Annotated in this window: 19 protein-coding genes and 1 tRNA gene; 13 read left to right on the top strand and 7 right to left on the bottom strand. The window is 66.3% G+C overall.

Annotation, left to right across the window (positions count from 1 at the left end):
- The first annotated feature begins 102 nt into the window (after positions 1-102).
- On the top strand, positions 103-453 hold the full coding sequence (locus L593_RS00530; protein WP_020444954.1) for a DsrE family protein: 351 nt from the start codon (positions 103-105) through the stop codon (positions 451-453).
- 144 nt (positions 454-597) lie between these two features.
- On the opposite strand, the gene L593_RS00525 is transcribed toward L593_RS00530, so the two are convergent.
- A complete protein-coding gene (locus L593_RS00525) occupies positions 598-978 on the bottom strand; it encodes a winged helix-turn-helix domain-containing protein (protein ID WP_049893733.1) in 381 nt (126 codons plus the stop codon).
- 125 nt (positions 979-1103) lie between these two features.
- On the opposite strand from L593_RS00525, the gene L593_RS00520 reads away from it, so the two are divergent.
- The gene (locus tag L593_RS00520; protein WP_020444952.1) at positions 1104-2417 is read left to right on the top strand and encodes an MFS transporter; all 1314 of its coding nucleotides are present in this window, start codon (positions 1104-1106) and stop codon (positions 2415-2417) included.
- 79 nt (positions 2418-2496) lie between these two features.
- On the opposite strand, the gene L593_RS00515 is transcribed toward L593_RS00520, so the two are convergent.
- Positions 2497-2570 (bottom strand) — tRNA-Val (locus tag L593_RS00515).
- A 63-nt stretch (positions 2571-2633) separates the two neighbouring features.
- Here L593_RS00515 and L593_RS00510 point away from each other — a divergent pair.
- Together L593_RS00510 and L593_RS00505 are read left to right on the top strand one after the other, a co-directional pair.
- Positions 2634-3155 (top strand): DUF192 domain-containing protein, encoded by a 522-nt coding sequence (locus tag L593_RS00510; RefSeq protein WP_020444951.1) that lies wholly within the window; start codon positions 2634-2636, stop codon positions 3153-3155.
- Positions 3156-3190: 35 nt separating this feature from the next.
- Positions 3191-5203 carry an ABC transporter ATP-binding protein gene (locus L593_RS00505; RefSeq protein WP_020444950.1) on the top strand — a complete coding sequence of 671 codons (2013 nt, stop codon included), beginning with the start codon at positions 3191-3193 and terminating at the stop codon, positions 5201-5203.
- 160 nt (positions 5204-5363) lie between these two features.
- Here the strand turns inward: L593_RS00505 and L593_RS00500 are convergent, their stop codons facing one another.
- On the bottom strand, positions 5364-6875 hold the full coding sequence (locus tag L593_RS00500; protein WP_020444949.1) for an ATP-binding protein: 1512 nt from the start codon (positions 6873-6875) through the stop codon (positions 5364-5366).
- Positions 6876-7055: 180 nt separating this feature from the next.
- On the opposite strand from L593_RS00500, the gene L593_RS00495 reads away from it, so the two are divergent.
- The 4 genes from L593_RS00495 to L593_RS00480 all read left to right on the top strand — a co-directional run bounded on the left by L593_RS00495 (position 7056) and on the right by L593_RS00480 (position 8751).
- Positions 7056-7787: a creatininase family protein gene (locus L593_RS00495; protein WP_020444948.1), complete on the top strand. Its 732-nt coding sequence runs from the start codon at positions 7056-7058 to the stop codon at positions 7785-7787.
- Positions 7788-7841: 54 nt separating this feature from the next.
- Positions 7842-8108 carry a glutaredoxin family protein gene (locus tag L593_RS00490; protein ID WP_020444947.1) on the top strand — a complete coding sequence of 89 codons (267 nt, stop codon included), beginning with the start codon at positions 7842-7844 and terminating at the stop codon, positions 8106-8108.
- 113 nt (positions 8109-8221) lie between these two features.
- Positions 8222-8449, top strand: a complete 228-nt coding sequence (locus L593_RS00485) for a DUF2249 domain-containing protein (protein ID WP_020444946.1) — start codon at positions 8222-8224, stop codon at positions 8447-8449.
- Positions 8446-8751, top strand: a complete 306-nt coding sequence (locus L593_RS00480; protein WP_020444945.1) for a cupin domain-containing protein — start codon at positions 8446-8448, stop codon at positions 8749-8751. The genes L593_RS00485 and L593_RS00480 overlap by 4 nt, the downstream gene beginning before the upstream one ends.
- A gap of 33 nt (positions 8752-8784) precedes the next feature.
- On the opposite strand, the gene L593_RS00475 is transcribed toward L593_RS00480, so the two are convergent.
- The 3 genes from L593_RS00475 to L593_RS00465 all read right to left on the bottom strand — a co-directional run bounded on the left by L593_RS00475 (position 8785) and on the right by L593_RS00465 (position 11266).
- On the bottom strand, positions 8785-10068 hold the full coding sequence (locus L593_RS00475; protein WP_020444944.1) for an O-acetylhomoserine aminocarboxypropyltransferase/cysteine synthase family protein: 1284 nt from the start codon (positions 10066-10068) through the stop codon (positions 8785-8787).
- Positions 10069-10185: 117 nt separating this feature from the next.
- The gene (locus L593_RS00470; protein WP_049893731.1) at positions 10186-10500 is read right to left on the bottom strand and encodes a hypothetical protein; all 315 of its coding nucleotides are present in this window, start codon (positions 10498-10500) and stop codon (positions 10186-10188) included.
- Between the two features lie 103 nt (positions 10501-10603).
- Positions 10604-11266 (bottom strand): helix-turn-helix domain-containing protein, encoded by a 663-nt coding sequence (locus L593_RS00465; RefSeq protein ID WP_020444942.1) that lies wholly within the window; start codon positions 11264-11266, stop codon positions 10604-10606.
- Between the two features lie 179 nt (positions 11267-11445).
- Between L593_RS00465 and L593_RS00460 the strand changes: the two genes are divergently transcribed.
- The 3 genes from L593_RS00460 to gnd all read left to right on the top strand — a co-directional run bounded on the left by L593_RS00460 (position 11446) and on the right by gnd (position 13789).
- A complete protein-coding gene (locus tag L593_RS00460; RefSeq protein ID WP_049893728.1) occupies positions 11446-12237 on the top strand; it encodes a hypothetical protein in 792 nt (263 codons plus the stop codon).
- A gap of 108 nt (positions 12238-12345) precedes the next feature.
- Positions 12346-12819 (top strand): hypothetical protein, encoded by a 474-nt coding sequence (locus tag L593_RS00455; protein WP_020444940.1) that lies wholly within the window; start codon positions 12346-12348, stop codon positions 12817-12819.
- Between the two features lie 76 nt (positions 12820-12895).
- Positions 12896-13789, top strand: a complete 894-nt coding sequence (gene gnd / locus L593_RS00450; RefSeq protein WP_020444939.1) for a phosphogluconate dehydrogenase (NAD(+)-dependent, decarboxylating) — start codon at positions 12896-12898, stop codon at positions 13787-13789.
- Between the two features lie 39 nt (positions 13790-13828).
- Here gnd and L593_RS00445 read toward each other — a convergent pair whose 3' ends face one another.
- Positions 13829-14440: a DJ-1/PfpI family protein gene (locus L593_RS00445; protein ID WP_020444938.1), complete on the bottom strand. Its 612-nt coding sequence runs from the start codon at positions 14438-14440 to the stop codon at positions 13829-13831.
- A 160-nt stretch (positions 14441-14600) separates the two neighbouring features.
- On the opposite strand from L593_RS00445, the gene L593_RS00440 reads away from it, so the two are divergent.
- Complete coding sequence (locus tag L593_RS00440) at positions 14601-15179, top strand: 2Fe-2S iron-sulfur cluster-binding protein (RefSeq protein ID WP_020444937.1); 579 nt, start codon at positions 14601-14603, stop codon at positions 15177-15179.
- Positions 15180-15397: 218 nt separating this feature from the next.
- A complete protein-coding gene (locus L593_RS00435) occupies positions 15398-16822 on the top strand; it encodes an MATE family efflux transporter (RefSeq protein ID WP_020444936.1) in 1425 nt (474 codons plus the stop codon).
- Positions 16823-16882 lie beyond the last annotated feature (60 nt).

Genomic DNA, 16882 nt, shown 5'->3' with positions numbered 1-16882 from the left:
CTCGTCGACGCGGGAGGATCGAATACAGGCTTCGACGTAGTCGGGCCGCTCGCTCGACTTGCCGCTTCCTAACAAAGCAGCGCTACGGGCAAGGGTCGAAGTATGCAAACGGTGTTCCACGTTTCGAGTCCGGAGTCCGACGTCCGACGACACGCGATGGTGAACGTCACCAATCTACTGGAAGACGACACGACCGCGGCACCCGACGACGACGTCGCAATCGTCGCGAACGGTGCTGGCGTTCGGATGTTCGTCGCCAGCACGGCAGCGAACGGGGAACTCGTCGCGTCACTCGTCGAACGGGGCGTCGAGTGCTTCGCCTGCGGTGCGAGTCTCGCGAAGATGAATGCCATCACGGCGGACCTCTTGCCGGGCGTCGAACGAGTCCAGAGTGGCGTCGGCGCTCTGGCACGCTTGCAGGATGAGGGGTACGGGTACGTCAAAGCGCCGTAGTGGGCCAGGGGTTCGAGTGGCCAGTAACGTGGAATCAACTCGCGCGAATCGGCCAAACTGGTCTCCGGTAGCCATCCCGGGACCTGTCACGTGTGTTTGCTGACGGCTCCAACTCTGTCCTCTGGCGGTCACGCTCTGGCTGTGCTATCGCCAGGGCGCCGACAGGTGAACGTGGAACAGTTTCTCGCAGTTCGGTTCGCCACACACCGGACACTCCTCCTCGGCAGCAATCGGTTCGACACCCGAGTCTTCGGCCTCGTCTGGCGCCGGCCGACCCGTCGCGGAAATGACCCTGGTCCCCGCGTGTCCGAGTTCGTACCCCTCGTTCGTGTCGCGGACGAAGTACTCACACAGCGTCGAGAGGTGGTAGTTGAACTTCCCGGAGTCGCGGAGGCCGACCCGATCGCGCAGTTCCGTGAAGGAGAGGGCGCGCTCGGCGTCGGCGAGCTCCCGAAGGATCGAGATGCGAATCTCGTTGCCGAGTGCCTCCAGGGCGTCCATGGGGTTCTGTGCGTCCCCTGTCATCGTCGGGCCTTCTGCCCCCGATCGATTTGAATCCCACGAACGACTCGCCCGCTCCAAAATGGTCGCTCCGATTACAGAACTCCAGTTCTCCGAGCGCTCTTTGCACCAGCGGTCCAGGTCGTCGTGTGCACAGTGACGTGGACGGTGAATCTGGGTTGCGCGCCCGGCTTCTGGCAGACGAAACCGAGGCGCTGCTTGGCAACGCTGGCTTCCAGCGACTCTACGCTGGCCGGATGGTCAGTCGAATTGGCGACAAACTGTACGTCGTCGCGGCGATGTGGCTCGTCTTCGAACTCACTGGATCCACGCTCTACACCGGCTTCGCGGGCTTCCTGAGCAAAGCGCCGCAGGCACTGGGATTTCTTGCTGGCCCGCTCGTCGATCGGGCACGACTGGGTCGCTTGCTGGCAGTCACCGAAGCGACGCAGGCGGTGATCGTCGGAAGCGTTCCCCTGGCCTGGTGGATGGGATACCTGTCCGTCGGTCACGTGCTCGTGGTCGTCACGCTCCTCACGGTGCTCCGCCGCGTCACGGCGCCAGCGGAACAGGCAGCCCTGCCGCGCCTCGTTCCGGAAGCCCTCCTTGCGCGAGCGAACTCGATCGACTCGACGACAAAGCACGCCCTCGGTGCGACCGCGGAAGCGCTTTCCGGGGCAATCATCGCGATCCTGGGTGCCGTCTCCCTGTTCGCAGTCAACGCGGCGACGTTCGTCTGCAGTGCCGTGACGTTCGGTCGCCTCGACGTTCCGGATGCATCGAGCACGGGCGAGGCCCCGTCCGCCCGCGAGTACCTGGACGACGTCCGAAGCGGTTTCGCGCTCGTTCGACACTCCGTCGTCGGCCACATGGTCGTCGCGGCGGCGCTGACCGGCGTGTTCACCGGTATGGCGACTGCCGTTCTCCCGGCGTTCGCGGGAACCATCGGCAGCGACGCCGAAACGTTCGGGCTCCTCGTCGGTGCGACGACCGCCGGAACGCTCGTCGGATCGCTGCTCGCCGGTCGGCTTCACGAAGTCGACTTCGGCCAGATCACCGTCGTGGGATTTCTGTTCGCCGCTGCCGGGCGGGCCGCCGCTGCCGTCGTCGGGTGGCAACCTGCCGTACTCCTCTTCTACGGGGCTGCCGCGATTCCGGTCGGGGTCTACAACGTGCTCGTGAGCGCTGCCATCCAGACGGGCGTCCCGAACGAGCTGCTCGGCCGAGTTTCCTCGACGACGGGGAGCCTCGTCGCCGTGGTCGGCCCGCTGGGCCTGCTCGCCGGCGGCGTCCTGGGTGGCGTCCTCGACAGCGCGACGGTCGTTGCACTCTCGGCCGTGGGCTATCTCTGCATCTCGGCCTACTGGCTGGTAGTGCCGTCGCTCAGGGAGTTCCCGGCAGTCGTCGACGTCGAGGCTGGTGGGTTCGGGCGTGGTCGAACAGGTGGGAGCGGTGCTGGCTGAGGCTGCGTGCGCTTGGCAAGGTTCGACCCCGCCCTCACGTTGGTTGCTGCTGCTCGCAAGTCGCTCGCAGCAGCAAGCATGGGTTCGGGCGGTTTCGAACCGCCGATCTCGGCCTTGTAAGGGCCGCGTCATAACCAGCTAGACCACGAACCCGCGGTCGAAACCTCGCCGAGCCGTGCAGATAACCCTTTCTGTCGCGGGGACGAACCCCGAGCCGTGCAGCGACGCGCCGGCATCGTGCTCGCCATTGGCGTGGCCCTCATCGTGGGCCTCCTCGCCGCGGGCGTCACGCTCTACGAGTCCGAGGACACCACCTCCGGGAACGTCGTGCTCTACGACGGCGACGAGCGAATCGCGACGATCAACGCGTCCGTCGCCGACGAGTTCCAGGAGCAGTACGTCGGCCTCGGGGATCACGACGATCTCGCCGACGACGAGGGGATGCTGTTCGTTTACGAGCACCCGGCGAACCGAACGTTCGTAATGCGATCGATGGCGTTCGGGATCGACATCATCTACGTCGACAGCGAGGGCTGTATCACGTCGGTCAATCCCGCGCCAGAACCGGGGCCGGACGAGAACGGCGAGGACCAGGAGTACCCCGGCTATGGCCAGTACGTGATCGAGGTGCCGATCGGCGTGGCGTCGGACGCCGGCGTCGAACGTGGGGACCCAGTGCGCATCGAGTACGGCAACACGACCGTCGACGGCAGGGGCACGGACTGTTTCGAATCGTAGGCCTGAAGCGGCTCGGCTGCCGAGCGCAGTTAGATATGGCTGCGGGGTCCCTGCCAGACGAGGACGATCCGTTCGAAGAGCAACGCGAGCGGGTCGAGAACCCGATGAAGCGGCTGTTCCTCGTCTACGGACGCCCGAACATCAGTTATCTCGTCGTCGGGATCCTCTCCTCGATCGGTGCACGGCTGCTCGATCTGCTGCCGCCGATCCTCCTCGGGTTCGCGATCGACGCGATCTTTCGACAGGACAAGTCGTTCGCGGCGATCTGGTTGGTCCCCGACGCCTGGATTCCCGCGAGTCAGGAGGGTCAGTTGTGGCTGACTGTGGGCATTATCGGGGGAGCGTTCGCCGTCGGCGCGCTCTTTCACTGGACGCGAAACTGGGGATTCAACGCGTTCGCCCAGAACATCCAGCACGAGATCCGTACCGACACCTACGACGCGATGCAGCGCCTGGACATGGACTTCTTCGCGGACAAGCAGACTGGCGAACTCCTCTCGATCCTCTCCAACGACGTCAATCGGCTCGAACGGTTCCTCAACGACGGCATCAACTCGCTGTTCAGGCTCTCGGTCATGGTGCTCGGCATCGCGGGCGTCCTCTTCTACTTCAACTGGCAGCTCGCACTCGTCGCCTTGCTTCCCGTGCCGCTCATCGCTCTGTTCACCTACATCTTCATCCGGACGATCCAGCCGAAGTACAAGGAGGTCCGCTCGACCGTCGGCGCCGTCAACTCTCGACTCGAGAACAACCTCGGGGGCATCTCGGTGATCAAGGCCTCGACGACGGAGTCCTACGAGTCCGAGCGGGTCGACGAGGTCTCGATGGACTACTTCGACGCGAACTGGGACGCCATCGACACCCGGATCAAGTTCTTCCCCGGGCTCCGCGTGCTCGCGGGCATCGGCTTCGTCACCACGTTCCTCGTGGGCGGCCTCTGGGTCCTCTCCGAGCCTGGCGATGCCCCGTGGATCTTCACGGAGCCGATCTCGGTCGGAGAGTTCGTCACGTTCATTCTGCTCACCCAGCGGTTCATCTGGCCGATGGCCCAGTTCGGGCAGATCATCAACATGTACCAGCGTGCGCGGGCATCCAGCGCTCGCGTCTTCGGGCTGATGGACGAACGCGGTCGCGTCGAAGAGTCCCTCGACGCGAAGGAACTCGAGGTCAGCGAGGGAGCCGTCGAGTACGACGACGTGAGTTTCAGCTACGGGGAACCGGCCGCCGATACCGCGGACGCTGGTGCTACTGACGGTGACGCCGTCGACGACTCGACCCCGGAACAGATTCTCGACTCGGTGGACTTCGAGGTCGAGGGCGGCGAGACCGTCGCCCTCGTCGGACCGACCGGCGCGGGAAAGTCCACCGTCCTCAAGCTCCTCCTACGCCTCTACGACGTCGACCAGGGCGCAATCCGGATCGACGGCACGGACGTCCGGAACGTGACGCTCCCGAGCCTCCGCCGCCAGCTCGCGTACGTCCAGCAGGACACGTACCTGTTCTACGGCTCCGTCGAGGACAACATCCGCTACGGTAGCTTCGACGCGCCACGCGAGGAGGTCGTCGAGGCTGCGAAGGCGGCGGAGGCCCACGAGTTCATCCAGAACCTCCCCGACGGGTACGACACCGAGGTCGGCGAGCGCGGTGTGAAGCTCTCCGGCGGCCAGCGCCAGCGCATCGCGATCGCCCGGGCCGTGCTCAAGGATCCGAAGATCCTCGTTCTGGACGAGGCCACCAGCGACGTCGACACGGAGACCGAGATGCTGATCCAGCGGTCCCTCGACGACCTGACGGCCGAACGGACGACGTTCGCGATCGCCCACCGGCTCTCGACGATCAAAGACGCCGACCAGATCCTCGTCTTCGAGGGCGGCCAGATCGTCGAGCGAGGGACCCACGAGGACCTCCTCTCCCGCGACGGCCTGTACGCTCACCTCTGGGCGGTGCAGGCTGGCGAAATCGACGAACTCCCGGACTCCTTCGTGGAGCGGGCTGCCGAGCGTCGCGCCCGCACCGAAGTGGAAATCGAGAGCGAAGACGACGACTGAGCGAACTGCCGCCGCGGATCGCTTCCACGGCGTTCCCTGTTCTCCAGCGTCGAGAAGGCAATAGTGAGTCGGTGATGGCAGCCTCACAGCGTGATCGATCGAACTGCCGGCTCACTCGCCCAGCAACGGCTCCGAATGGGGTGGATCGGATCCGGCGAGACTACGTAGGGAGCAGTGTTTCGGCGGGCAACCGGGCGTACAGGCCCCCGAGGATCGCACCCCAGAGCACGTGCGCCACGAGGTCGATTGCCGAGAAGTGGGGGATCGTCGCGCTGGTGCCGACGGCCAGCAACCAGATGGGCATGACGATTCCGGCCGCGAACACCCAGAGCAAGAGCCCCCAGCCGATGCCGAGTGCAAACAGTCCCCGCTGGGACGCAGCGACCTCGCGGATTCGCGGCAGCATACAGCCCGCAGCGAACAGGATGCCGAAGAGCACGCTGTGGAAGATATGTGCGACCCAGCCGAGGACCGGACTGGAGACGCCATAGAGCGACCCGACGACCGGCATCAGGCCCGCCACCTGGTCGACGAACAGGCCCATCACGATTCCAGCGGCGACTGCAGCGAACCCGGCACGGTGCAGGTCGACGGTCGGGACGCCGCGTGCCAGCGCAGGCGTTGAGCGCTCCCGGGTTCGCTGGAGCGTGACCGTCAGTGCGGTGCCGTCGGCGTAGTCGGCCTCGATTGCGCCGTCGTACTGTTCGACGAGGAGGCGAACCATCTGGAGGCCGTATCCGAGCGACGGATCGTCGTACTCGGGGAGCGAGCGCGAGGCGAGCACGCTCTCGGCTGGTTCGGGGAGTCCGGGACCGTCGTCCGTAACCGTGAGTTCGACGGTCCGGTGCCCGACCTCGACGTCGAGGTCCACGGACGGATCCGGGCCTGCGTGCTGTAACGCGTTTTCGAGCAGTTCGGCGACGAGGAGGTCGAGTCGGTCGTCGGCGCGAACGAGGACGCCGTCCGGTATCGAGCCGGCGACTGACACGTCGGCATCTTCGGGGAGCACGTCGAGCACGGACTCGATCGCGTCACCGATTTCGACGGCGAAGATTTCCCCGGTCGTGGCGGCGAACTCGCCGGCGTGCTCGATCGTCTGCTCGATCTCCTCGGTGGACTCGCGGATCGCTCTGGTGGTCTCCTCTTGGTCGTTGTCGCTGGTCGCCACGTAGCCGTTCACGATCGCGAGGACGTTGCGGATCTCGTGACGGAGGAGGCGGTTGACGAGCATCGAGCGCTCGGCGTACTGCACGAGCCGCTCGTTCGTGTTCCAGTGTCTCGCCGATCGGTCGCCGACGAACGCGCCGAGGATCGCGCCGCCGAGTAGGACGTTCGCGACCAGCACCCCCGAATCACTCCAGAGCGCGCCCAGGCGATCGCCGAGCAGGATGACGTGGAGCCCGGACGCGACGACGACGAGTAGCATTGCGAAGGTGCCCAGAACGGTCCACCGCCAGACGCTCCGTGCGTAGCCCCGCGAGACACCACCGACGCTGATCGCGATTCCGAAGAGCGTGAGTCCGAGGCCAGCCGACAGCGGAAACAGCGAAGCAGCGACGAACGTGCCGGCCTCCGTCGTGGCTGTCTGCGCGACGAGGAGTCGCGTTACCGAGAACGCCAACAGGGCCACGCCGACCCCGCTGGGTCGGAAGCCGGGCCGAGAGCCGCTCATGTCGGTTCTGTGGACCGAGCCACACTATAAGTGTCGGGGGACTGGATCGCGAGACGGCAGCAGGGACGTGTGGATCGGTGTTCACTGGGTGCCGAAGCTGGTGATAACGTCTCCGTCGATTGGCCGTCGGACAGGGCGATAGCATCGGGGTTGAAGGCCGATCGGTCCGAGGGATCGGGCATGCACCTCGCCGAGGCGACCTGGCCCGACGCCGAGGCCGCCGAGACTCCGCTGGCACTCTTGCCGGTCGGGAGCACCGAACAACACGGTCCCCACGCACCACTTTCGACGGACACTATCGCGGCCGAGGCAGTCGCGGCGGCCGGCGCCGAACGATTCGACGAACGCGTGGTCGTCGCACCGGCGATTCCGGTCGGCGTCTCGGAAGAACACCGCCACTTCGGCGGGACGATGTGGGTCAGCGAGGACACGTTCCGCGCCTACGTCCGAGAGGCGGCGACGAGTCTCGCCCACCACGGCTTCGACCGGATCGTGCTCGTGAACGGCCACGGCGGCAACGTCGATGCGCTCCGCGAGGTCGCCGCCCGCCTCTCGCGCGACGGTGACGCATACGCAGTGCCATTCACCTGGTTCGATTCCGTCGACGCCCCGGACATGGGCCACGCCGGTCCCGTCGAGACGTCGCTGCTCCGCCACGTTGCCCCGGAACTAATCAAGGACGATCGCATCGAGGAGGCCGTCGCTGGAGCGAGCGACGGCTGGGGCGAGTGGGTCGCCGGCGTCAATCTCGCCTTCGACAGCGCCGAGTTCACAGACAGCGGCGTCGTTGGCGATCCGAGCCAGGCCGACGAACAGCGCGGGGAGGCCTTGCTCGATGCGGCCGCAGCGGCGCTCGCGTCGCTCCTCGACGCAGTGGCCGACCGCGAACCGTCGGCCGAGTTCGATCCGTAGCCCGTCTCCGCTAGGATCGCAACCCGTTTTTCCACAGCGCCCGGAGTCGCCAGTATGGCAGCGGTCGAGGCGACGGTGTACACGCGATCGAACTGCGACCTGTGTGACGACGCCGTGGAAACGATCGAGACGATCGCCGCACAGGAGGACGTCGACCTCGACCTCTCGCTGGTGGACGTCGACGAGGATCCCGAACTCCGCGACGAATACGGCGAACGCGTCCCGTACGTCGTGTTGAACGACCGGCCGGCGTTCAAGTACAGCGTCGATCCGGCGTCCGCACGCAGCAAGTTACGTGCACTCGCTGCCGATTCCTCCTGAGACGCTGGTTTCAGCAAATGCGAACCTGGCGGGACTGCGTATCGTCGTCCAGTGCCCCATCCGAAGACGTTCGGGACAACTGCAACCGGTGCTGCTCACGGAGGGTACGCTGCATGCCACGACTGGATCTTCGCGACGTAGCGCCGCCGGAACGGCACCCGCTCGTCCACGAGACATTCGACGAGATGGAGTCGGGCGAGTCGTTGACGCTCGTCAACGACCACGAGCCCAAACCACTCTTCTACGAGTTCCAGGCCGAGGTCGACGCCTTCGACGCGGACGGGTACGCCGTCGAGCAGACCGGCCCGAACGCGTTCGAGGCCGAACTGCCGAAAGAATGAGTCCGTCGGTCGTCGCGCTCGACGAACTCGACGCCGAACCACACGCAGTGCTGTTCGACGACGAACCGAAGACGATCAGACTCCGGCTCGAATCCGGGGAGGAAATCGCCGCACATAGCCATCCCGATCGGCAGATCGTCTTCCACCTGCTGTCCGGGTCGATCGTCGTGACGCTCGACGGCGAGGAGCACACGCTCGAACCGGGTGACGTCGCACGGTTCGACGGAGAGCGAGCGGTCTCGCCCCGAGCGCGGGAGGACAGTACGGCACTGATCGTGCTCGCCCAGAAGTCAGGCGCCTGATGGGTGTCCAGGGAGCGGTGACGGCGCTTCGAGTCAGGTCGCCGCGTCGATCGCGTCGTCGAGGTCGGCGATCACGTCCTCGACGTCTTCCAGGCCGACGGAGAGGCGAACGAGGTCGGGCGTCACGCCGCTCGCGAGCTGTTCTTCCTCCGTGAGTTGCTGGTGGGTCGTCGAGGCCGGGTGGATGATGAGCGTCTTGGCGTCGCCGACGTTCGCCAGCAGGCTCGCGAGTTCGGTCGACTCGACGGTGGTGCGGGCTGCGTCGTAGCCGCCGGCGAGGCCGAAGGCGATCATACCGCCGTAGCCGCCGTCGAGGTACTGCGTGGAGAGGTCGTGCGTCTCGTGGTCTTCGAGCCCTGGATAGGTGACCCAGTCGACTTCGGGATGTTCGTCGAGGTGCTCGGCGACGGCCATCGCGTTCTCGGAGTGGCGCTCCATCCGCAGTGGGAGCGTCTCGAGCTTCTGGGTAGTGACCCACGCGTCGAAGGGTGACTGCTGGTTGCCGAGGTCGCGGAGGGCGCGTGCACGGGCCGTCGCAAGGAAGGCTGCGTCGCCGAAGCGCTCCTGGAAGTTGACGCCGTGGTAGGCGGGATTCTCGGCGGCGATCTCCGGATAGTCCTCGCCGTTCCAGTCGAAGCTGCCGCCGTCGATCAGGATGCCGCCGATCGTTGAGCCGGCACCGTGGATCCACTTGGTCGTCGAGTGCCAGACGAGGTCGGCGCCGTGGTCGAGCGGATTGCAGAGATAGGGCGTCGCGAACGTGTTGTCGACGAACAGGGGTGCGCCGTGTTCGTGCGCGATATCGGCAATCCGTTCGATGTCCGGGGTAACGAGCGCCGGGTTACCGATCGTCTCGAGATGTACGTACGCGGTGTCCTCGTCGATCTCCGCTGCGTAGGCGTCGTAATCGAGCGTGTCGACGAATCGCGTCTCGATCCCCCGGCGCGGCGCCGTGTGGGTGAAGTAGATGTACGTGCCGCCGTACAGTGCCGACGCCGTGACGACGTTGTCTCCCTCGCTGGCGAGCGTGAACGTCGCCAGGTCGAGTGCCGCCATCCCGCTTGAGGTCGCGAGCGCGCCGACGCCGCCCTCCAGCGAGGCGAGGCGCTCCTCGAGCACGGCGTTCGTGGGGTTCATGATCCGGCTGTAGATGTTGCCGGGCTCCTCGAGTGCGAACAGCGAGGCGGCGTGCTCGGCGTCTTCGAACTCGTAGGACGTCGTCTGGTAGATCGGTGGTGCGCGTGCGCCAGTCGTCGGGTCCGCCTCCTGCCCTGCGTGGAGGCTTCGCGTGTAGAATCCGTGCTGATCCTCTGTCATTCCGAGTGGCGCTTCTCGGTGACTCCGCATGAAGGTTGTGCGGACCGCAGCTACCGCCGGTATCTGGGTCGGAGAGCCACGGGACCGTCCGACGGATCGCGATCGGCAGTTCGCGATTTACTCGGTCGTCGACGACACGACGGTCGGCGTCGGCGTTCGTTCGACGAACAGCGAGTAGGCGAGGACGACGAACCCGAGCGCTGTGAAGCCGCTCTGGACGACGATGCTCTGGAGGAGCGAGGAGGCGGTAAGCTGGTGGAGCGTCCCGCCGAGCAGCGTGCCCAGCGTGACGAGTCCGAGGCCAGCGCTCAACGCGCGGAGGGCGCGGGAGCCGGTTCTCGCGTACGCCCGGTACGCCAGGAGCACGATCGCGCTCCCGAACACGAGCGTCACGGTGTTGGCGGCGACGACGGCTGTCGTGAGGGCGTCCATCTGAATCACCTGACGGGGACCGCTGCGGGTCCTCGGTGCATCCGACGGCAGCGGTCGGTATCAATGGCCGGTTCGATTCTCGCTTCGCTGGAACGGCGCATCGTCACTGGGGCTCGACGGTCGCCGGATCGGTGTCGTGAAGGGTTCCCTCGGAGAACCGTTTGATCACCTTCTCTTCGGCGCGGTGGAGCGTCTCCGAGCAGGTCGACTTCGCGATGTCGAGTGCCTCCGCGAGTTCGGTCATCGAGGCCTCGCGCGGCGTGTCGTAGTAGCCCATCTCGATCGCCGTCGTGACGAGTTCTCGCTGGCGATCCGTCAGGAGGCGTTCGGACTCGACGCGCGGACTGACGTACTCGACGGCGTAGTCCAGTCCGAAGGCGTCGAACTGGTGGGCGAGCTCGGACAGGCGGTCTCGCGAGGCCGTCAGTTCGAGCGTCGTCGTCCCGTCGACGATATCGATCGGTAGTTCGATCGGCATCCGGGATTCGCGGGCGGAAAAGAGGAGGAGTGGCTGTGTGGTCTCGAACTGGACCATCGCTCGATCCTCCCCGGCCTGGAGGAGTTCGATCCGGGTAATCGCGTCGTGGTCCTCCATGGCGGTGAGGACCGGACGCGGGTCGTCCGCGACGAGTTCCACGAGCCCGAATCCGGTCTCTGTGCCCGGCAGTGCAGCGAGGACGCGGAACGTGGCGTCGGGATTCGCCGCCGACACGTCCTTGACCCAGGTGCCGTCAGGTAACGTTACGGTGAGTTCAGCGTGCGTCATCGGTGGCTCTCTGACCGTAGCTACGAGAGTAGCCCTGATATGATCGGGTCCGATTCTCAGCCTGTGAGAAGCGAACGCGCCGCGCCAGCCGCTCTCGACCGCCGCGAGGCGGCCCGTCGGTGGTTCCCTTCTTCGCTGCAACACTTCAATTTATTAGGATGGAGTCCCGACGCGAGTGTATGAGCGGGAACGGCGATGCCGTCGGTGGCGATGCAGGACAGCATCGCGTTCCCGAACCCCTCCGCGAACGCGTCGACGAACTGTTCGTCGCCGAGCGTGGCTACGAACCGGCGAGTTTCCAGGAGGCGTTGAGCGTCGTCGTGGACCTCGCCTCAGCTGCGACAGCTCCGTCCGACGACGCGTCCGCAGCGTCTGCTGGACCGACGAGTGGACCGTCGAACGGAACGACGGATCCAGCGAGCAGTACCGACGCCGACGGGACTGATTCGCCGGTGACCGGCGCCGGGGGCTCTGGTGGGGAGGCTTCCAGCGCGGAGTCTTCCAGCGAGGCAGGCACCACCGACCTCTCCGAGGCGACCATCGAGTCGAGCGAGTTCGAGTCCGTCAGCTTCGACGACTACGTCGACGGCCTCGACGAGTCCCGGCGAGACCCCTCGCCCGGCGTCGAGTCGATGCTCGACACCGCCCACGCCGACGGCGTCGTCCGTGAACTCGCCGCGGAGGTCCTCGACGAGATGACTAGCGAGGCGTTTGATGAGCTCGAACATGGCGTCGATCAGGGCGTCGGCGCGGGCGTCACCGACGGCATGGGAGCGACCCAGACGACCGACAGTGCCGGGACCGCGCCATCCGGCAGTCAGGGTGACGGCGTCCCGGACTCCCTGACTGCCGACCCCGAGAGCGACTGTGCGATCTGCGGCCGAGCCCATCCGGTTAGCGTCCTCCAGACGACGATTCGCGAGTCCGAAGGCGGTTCCGTGGCGCTCGTGTGTCCCTCCTGCGCCGAGTAACAGCTGTCGTCGCCCGATCCGCTCCCCCGAGCGACTACGAAGTTCCGTTCGACGGAGCCGGCGTCGCCGATCGTCACTGCTTTGCCGAGTCACCGGTCACCGTTCCGTATGACGACGCTGGACTCCGTTGCGACGGTCGTGCACGTACTCTTCGGTGGACTCTGGATCGGTAGCGTGGCGTTCGTGGCACTCGCAGTGCTTCCACTGGGTCGAGACGCCAGCATCGATCCCGAACCGCTGTCGGCGGTCGTCGATCGACTCGTCACGCTCTCGCGACTCGCTGCACTCGTGATGCTCGCGACCGGTGGCCACGTCCTCTACCACGTCACGCTCGGCGGGGAGGTGACTGCGGAGCCGCTGACGAGCAGCGGTCGGGGCCACCTCGTCCTGACCATGGTGGTCCTCTGGGTCGGCGTCATCGCGACCGTGGAGATCGGGAACAGCAAACTCTCCGACGGCCTCGACGCTGGCAAACTGCGCGAACCGACCAGGACGGCGTTGCCGTGGTTCCAGGCGGCTGCCCTCTTGGGAGTTGCAGTGCTGACGATCGGCGGGATGCTCTCCGCTGGCGTCGGCTTCTGACCAGGCCAGTCTCTCAGCACCAGCGCCCGGCCAGGGAATCGCAACCACTACCTGCCGGCGTATCGCAGCCTCGCCCATGCACATTGGCGTTATCGGGCTGGGGCGGATGGGCAGGATCGTCGTCGATCGCCTCCTCGACGCCGGGCACGACGTCGTCGCCTTCGACATCGACGATGACGCCGTCGCAGCCGCGGCGGACGCCGGCGTCACGCCCGCCGATTCGATTCCCGACGTGGCCGACGAACTCGGATCGGAGCGACGAATCTGGCTCATGGTTCCCGCGGGCGATCCGGTCGACGCCGCCCTCGCCGAACTCGACGGCCACGTCGACGGCGACGACGTGATCGTCGACGGCGGTAACTCGCACTTCGAGGCTTCGGTCCGGCGCGCCGACGCGACTGACGCTGCCTACCTCGATTGCGGGACGAGCGGCGGGCCGGCGGGTGCCGAACTCGGCTTCTCGCTGATGATCGGGGGCCCCGAGTGGGCCTACGAGGCGATGGTGCCGGCGTTCGACGCCGTCGCGACCGGCCCCGACGGCCACGACCGGATGGGTCCGGTCGGCTCCGGCCACTACGTCAAGATGGTCCACAACGGCATCGAGTACGCGCTCATGCAGGCCTACGGCGAGGGCTTCGAACTCCTTGCGCGTGGCCGCTACGACCTCGACCTCGAGTCCGTCGCGCGAACCTGGACCAACGGTGCTGTGATCCGCTCCTGGCTCCTGGACCTCTGTGAAGAGGCGTTCCGGGAGGAGGGCTCGGACCTCGGCGACGTCGCCGATCACGTACAGGGTGGGTCGACGGGGACGTGGACCGTCCAGGAGGCGCTCGAACAGGAGGTGCCAGTGCCGCTGATCTACCAGGCGCTCGCCGAGCGCTTCGACAGCCGCAAGGACCGCTTCGCGCGGAAACTCGCCAACCGGCTGCGCTACGGGTTCGGACGGCACGAGGTCGTCCGAGAGAACTGAGCGATCGCGCCGTCGAGGACCGATTCCTTCCCGGGGCGACTACGCGACGACGTCGTCCGAGCGTTCGTACTCCATCTCGCGAGCGATCTCGTCGGCGAGGTCCACGCCCCAGAATCGCTCGACGAGCCAGAAACCCAGGTCGAGTCCTGCGGTCACGCCACCGGCAGTGACGACGTCGCCCTCGTCCACGACGCGGGCGTCCACGGCTTCCGCGCCCGATTCTCGCAGGTCCTCCATCGCGCCGTGGTGGGTCGTCGCCCGTTTTCCATCGAGCAGTCCGCCTGCCTCGAGGATCATCGCTCCGGTGCAGACCGACCCGACGATCGCTCCGCGTTGGTGTGCTAGCCTGACTGCTTCGGGGAGGTCGCCCGCCTGGACCTCTGCCCACGCACCGGCGACGGCCCGGCCGTCCCAACTGCCACCAGGGACGACGAGCAGGTCCGCGTGGTCGGAGAGCGCGCCCTGTGAGGCGACGGTGAGGTCGTGATTGCCCGTCGCACTCGTGGCTCCACCGAGGGTCACGAGTTCGACGTCGAGATTGGCGCCGGCGTCTTTGGCGTTCTCGAGGACCTCGTACGGGCCGAGGGCGTCCAGTTCGTCGAAGCCGTTGAAGACGACGACCTCCACCGACGTCGTCTCGGAGGAATCCATGACGTACTCGACTCCCTGTGGGCCAAAAAGTCCTCGGCGCACTCGCTGGGGCGGATGCCATTTCAGGGCCGAACAGTTTCGGGAGCCACCGCTGTGCGCCGGGTCGATGCGGTCACCGGATCACAATACAGATAAAGCACCGTTTCGAACTGCCGTGCAAATGGAACTGGGTTTGGCCTTCGCCGTTGGCGTCGGGCTGACGGTCCTCACCGTGCTGGTGCACTTCTCGCGTGGCACCGGGTGGAGCCCGAACGAGGACATCTCACAAGCCGTGCTCGAACAGCGAGCGCAGACGGTTCCGGAGACGGACTTCCCGGAGCCGTCCAATCGCACCTTCAGCGCCGGGGGCGGTGCCGCCGTGGCTGCCGTCGGTGAGGGCGAAGAGGGAACGGAACTCGAAGAGGGCGAAGAGGAGAGCTCCAGCCCCGGCGACATCCCCGAGGACGAAATCGAGTACTTCGACGTCGAGTTCGTCAAGGAAGGGGAGACCATCGAAGTCGTCAACAACGAACCGCTCCTCGATCAGGGCGAGGACCACGGCTGGGACCTTCCATACGCCTGCCGCGAGGGGCAGTGCGTCTCCTGTGCGGGACACATCCCTGACGGCGACGCCCGTGACTTCGTCGAGCACGACGATCAAGAGATGCTCGACGACCCCGAACTCGAGGACGGCTACGTCCTGACCTGCGTCGCCTACCCGCGTGCGGACTTCTCGCTGGAGACCAGCGAGTCTCCCTGACGTCACGTTTTTCCGCTCCCCAGCCGGTTTCCGTTCGCCGAGTAGCCGTCTCGATCACGTTCGGTCACCCATTGCTATCAGCTCTCTATCGTATAGTGGCAGTGTACGAATTCGTCCGTCAACGGTCGTATTGTCCCGCGCCGTCGGGTGTTTCAGGATGCGGAGAGTCCCCACACCTCCCACCATATTCATGTTCGGACCTCCGGTAGCGAGGGAGTGTGTCGAAGCAGTCGCGTCGCGAGAATCTCACCGACGGTGGGCTGGCACGCCCACTCGCACGCCTGGCCTGGCCGATCGTCGTCATCCAGCTGCTGCAGGTCACCTACAACATCGCAGACACGATCTACCTGGGCTGGTACGATCCGACCGCGGTCGCCGCGATCAGCCTCGCGTTTCCGCTACTGTTCCTGATCATCTCCGTCGCCGGCGGGTTCACGACCGCTGGGAGCATCCTCGTCGCGCAGTACACCGGTGCGGAGGGCGAGCGGTCGGCGGGCCGGGTCGCCGGCCAGACGCTCGCGTTCGTCGGATCGCTGTCGGTATTGCTCGCGATCCTGGGCTTCCTGGTCGTCGATCCCGCGTTGGCGTTCCTGCCGACGGAGGCCGAGACCGGCCAGGAGGTCGTCCCGCAAATGGCGGCCTACCTGAAGGTGCTCTTCCTGGGTCTGCCGGCGATCTTCGGCTTCTTCGTCTTCTCCGCGCTCATGCGGGGGTACGGTGACACCCGGACGCCGATGCGGATCATGGCCGGCAGCGTCGCGCTCAACGTCGTCGCCGATCCGATCCTCATCTTCGGGCTCGGTCCCGCGCCGGAACTGGGCATCGTCGGCGCAGCGATCGCGTCGATGGGCGCCCGGGGACTTGCGACGCTCGCGGGGCTGCACGTCCTCTTCCGGACGAACCGTGGGCCGTCGGTCTCGACGGCGGACCTACCCTTCAACGTCGAGATCATCCGGCAGATCCTCTCGATCGGCGTGCCGAGCGCGCTCGAGCAGTCGATGGCCGCAGTCGCGATGGTCACCCTGACCGCGATGGTCGCGCAGTTCGGCCCGCCGGTCGCGGCGGCCTACGGCGTCGGCAACCGCCTCGTCTCGTTGGTCTTCCTGCCAGCGATGGGCGTCGGCCGCGCGACGAACACGATGGTCGGACAGAACCTCGGGGCGGACAAGGCCGACCGCGCAGAGCGAGCAGTCTGGCTCGGCGTCGCGGTCTCCGGCGGCGTGATGGCCGTCGTCGCGCTCGTTGCTTACGCCGTCCCGGAGCCGATCGTCGCCGCGGTCATCGGCGCGGACACGGAGTACACCGCAGAGTCGATCGCCCTCGGCACCGACTACCTCCGGATTCGTTCGATCGAGTTCGTGTTCATCGGGATCATGCAGGTCGTCCTCGGTGGCTTCCGCGGTGCGGGCAACACTCGGACAGCGCTAGCGATATCGATGGTCACACTCTGGGTCGCCCGCGTCCCGACTGTGTTCTACCTCACCGTCGTCCAGGACTGGGGCCCGACCGGTATCTGGATCGGGATGACGATCGGCCACATTCTCGGGACGCTGGTCGCCGTACCGTGGTTCCTCCGCGGCACGTGGAAAGAGGCGGTGATCGACGAGGACGATCCGCGGGGGCCGTCGGCGGCCGCCGAGTAGACCGGCGCTCGATCGCTGCCCGTTTGAACATGCTTTTAGCTGATTGGCTGCTACGAAACG

The sequence above is a fragment of the Salinarchaeum sp. Harcht-Bsk1 genome (assembly GCF_000403645.1).
In the GTDB taxonomy this organism is placed as follows: Archaea; Halobacteriota; Halobacteria; order Halobacteriales; family Salinarchaeaceae; genus Salinarchaeum.
This window is presented reverse-complemented; position numbering and strand designations above follow the sequence as displayed.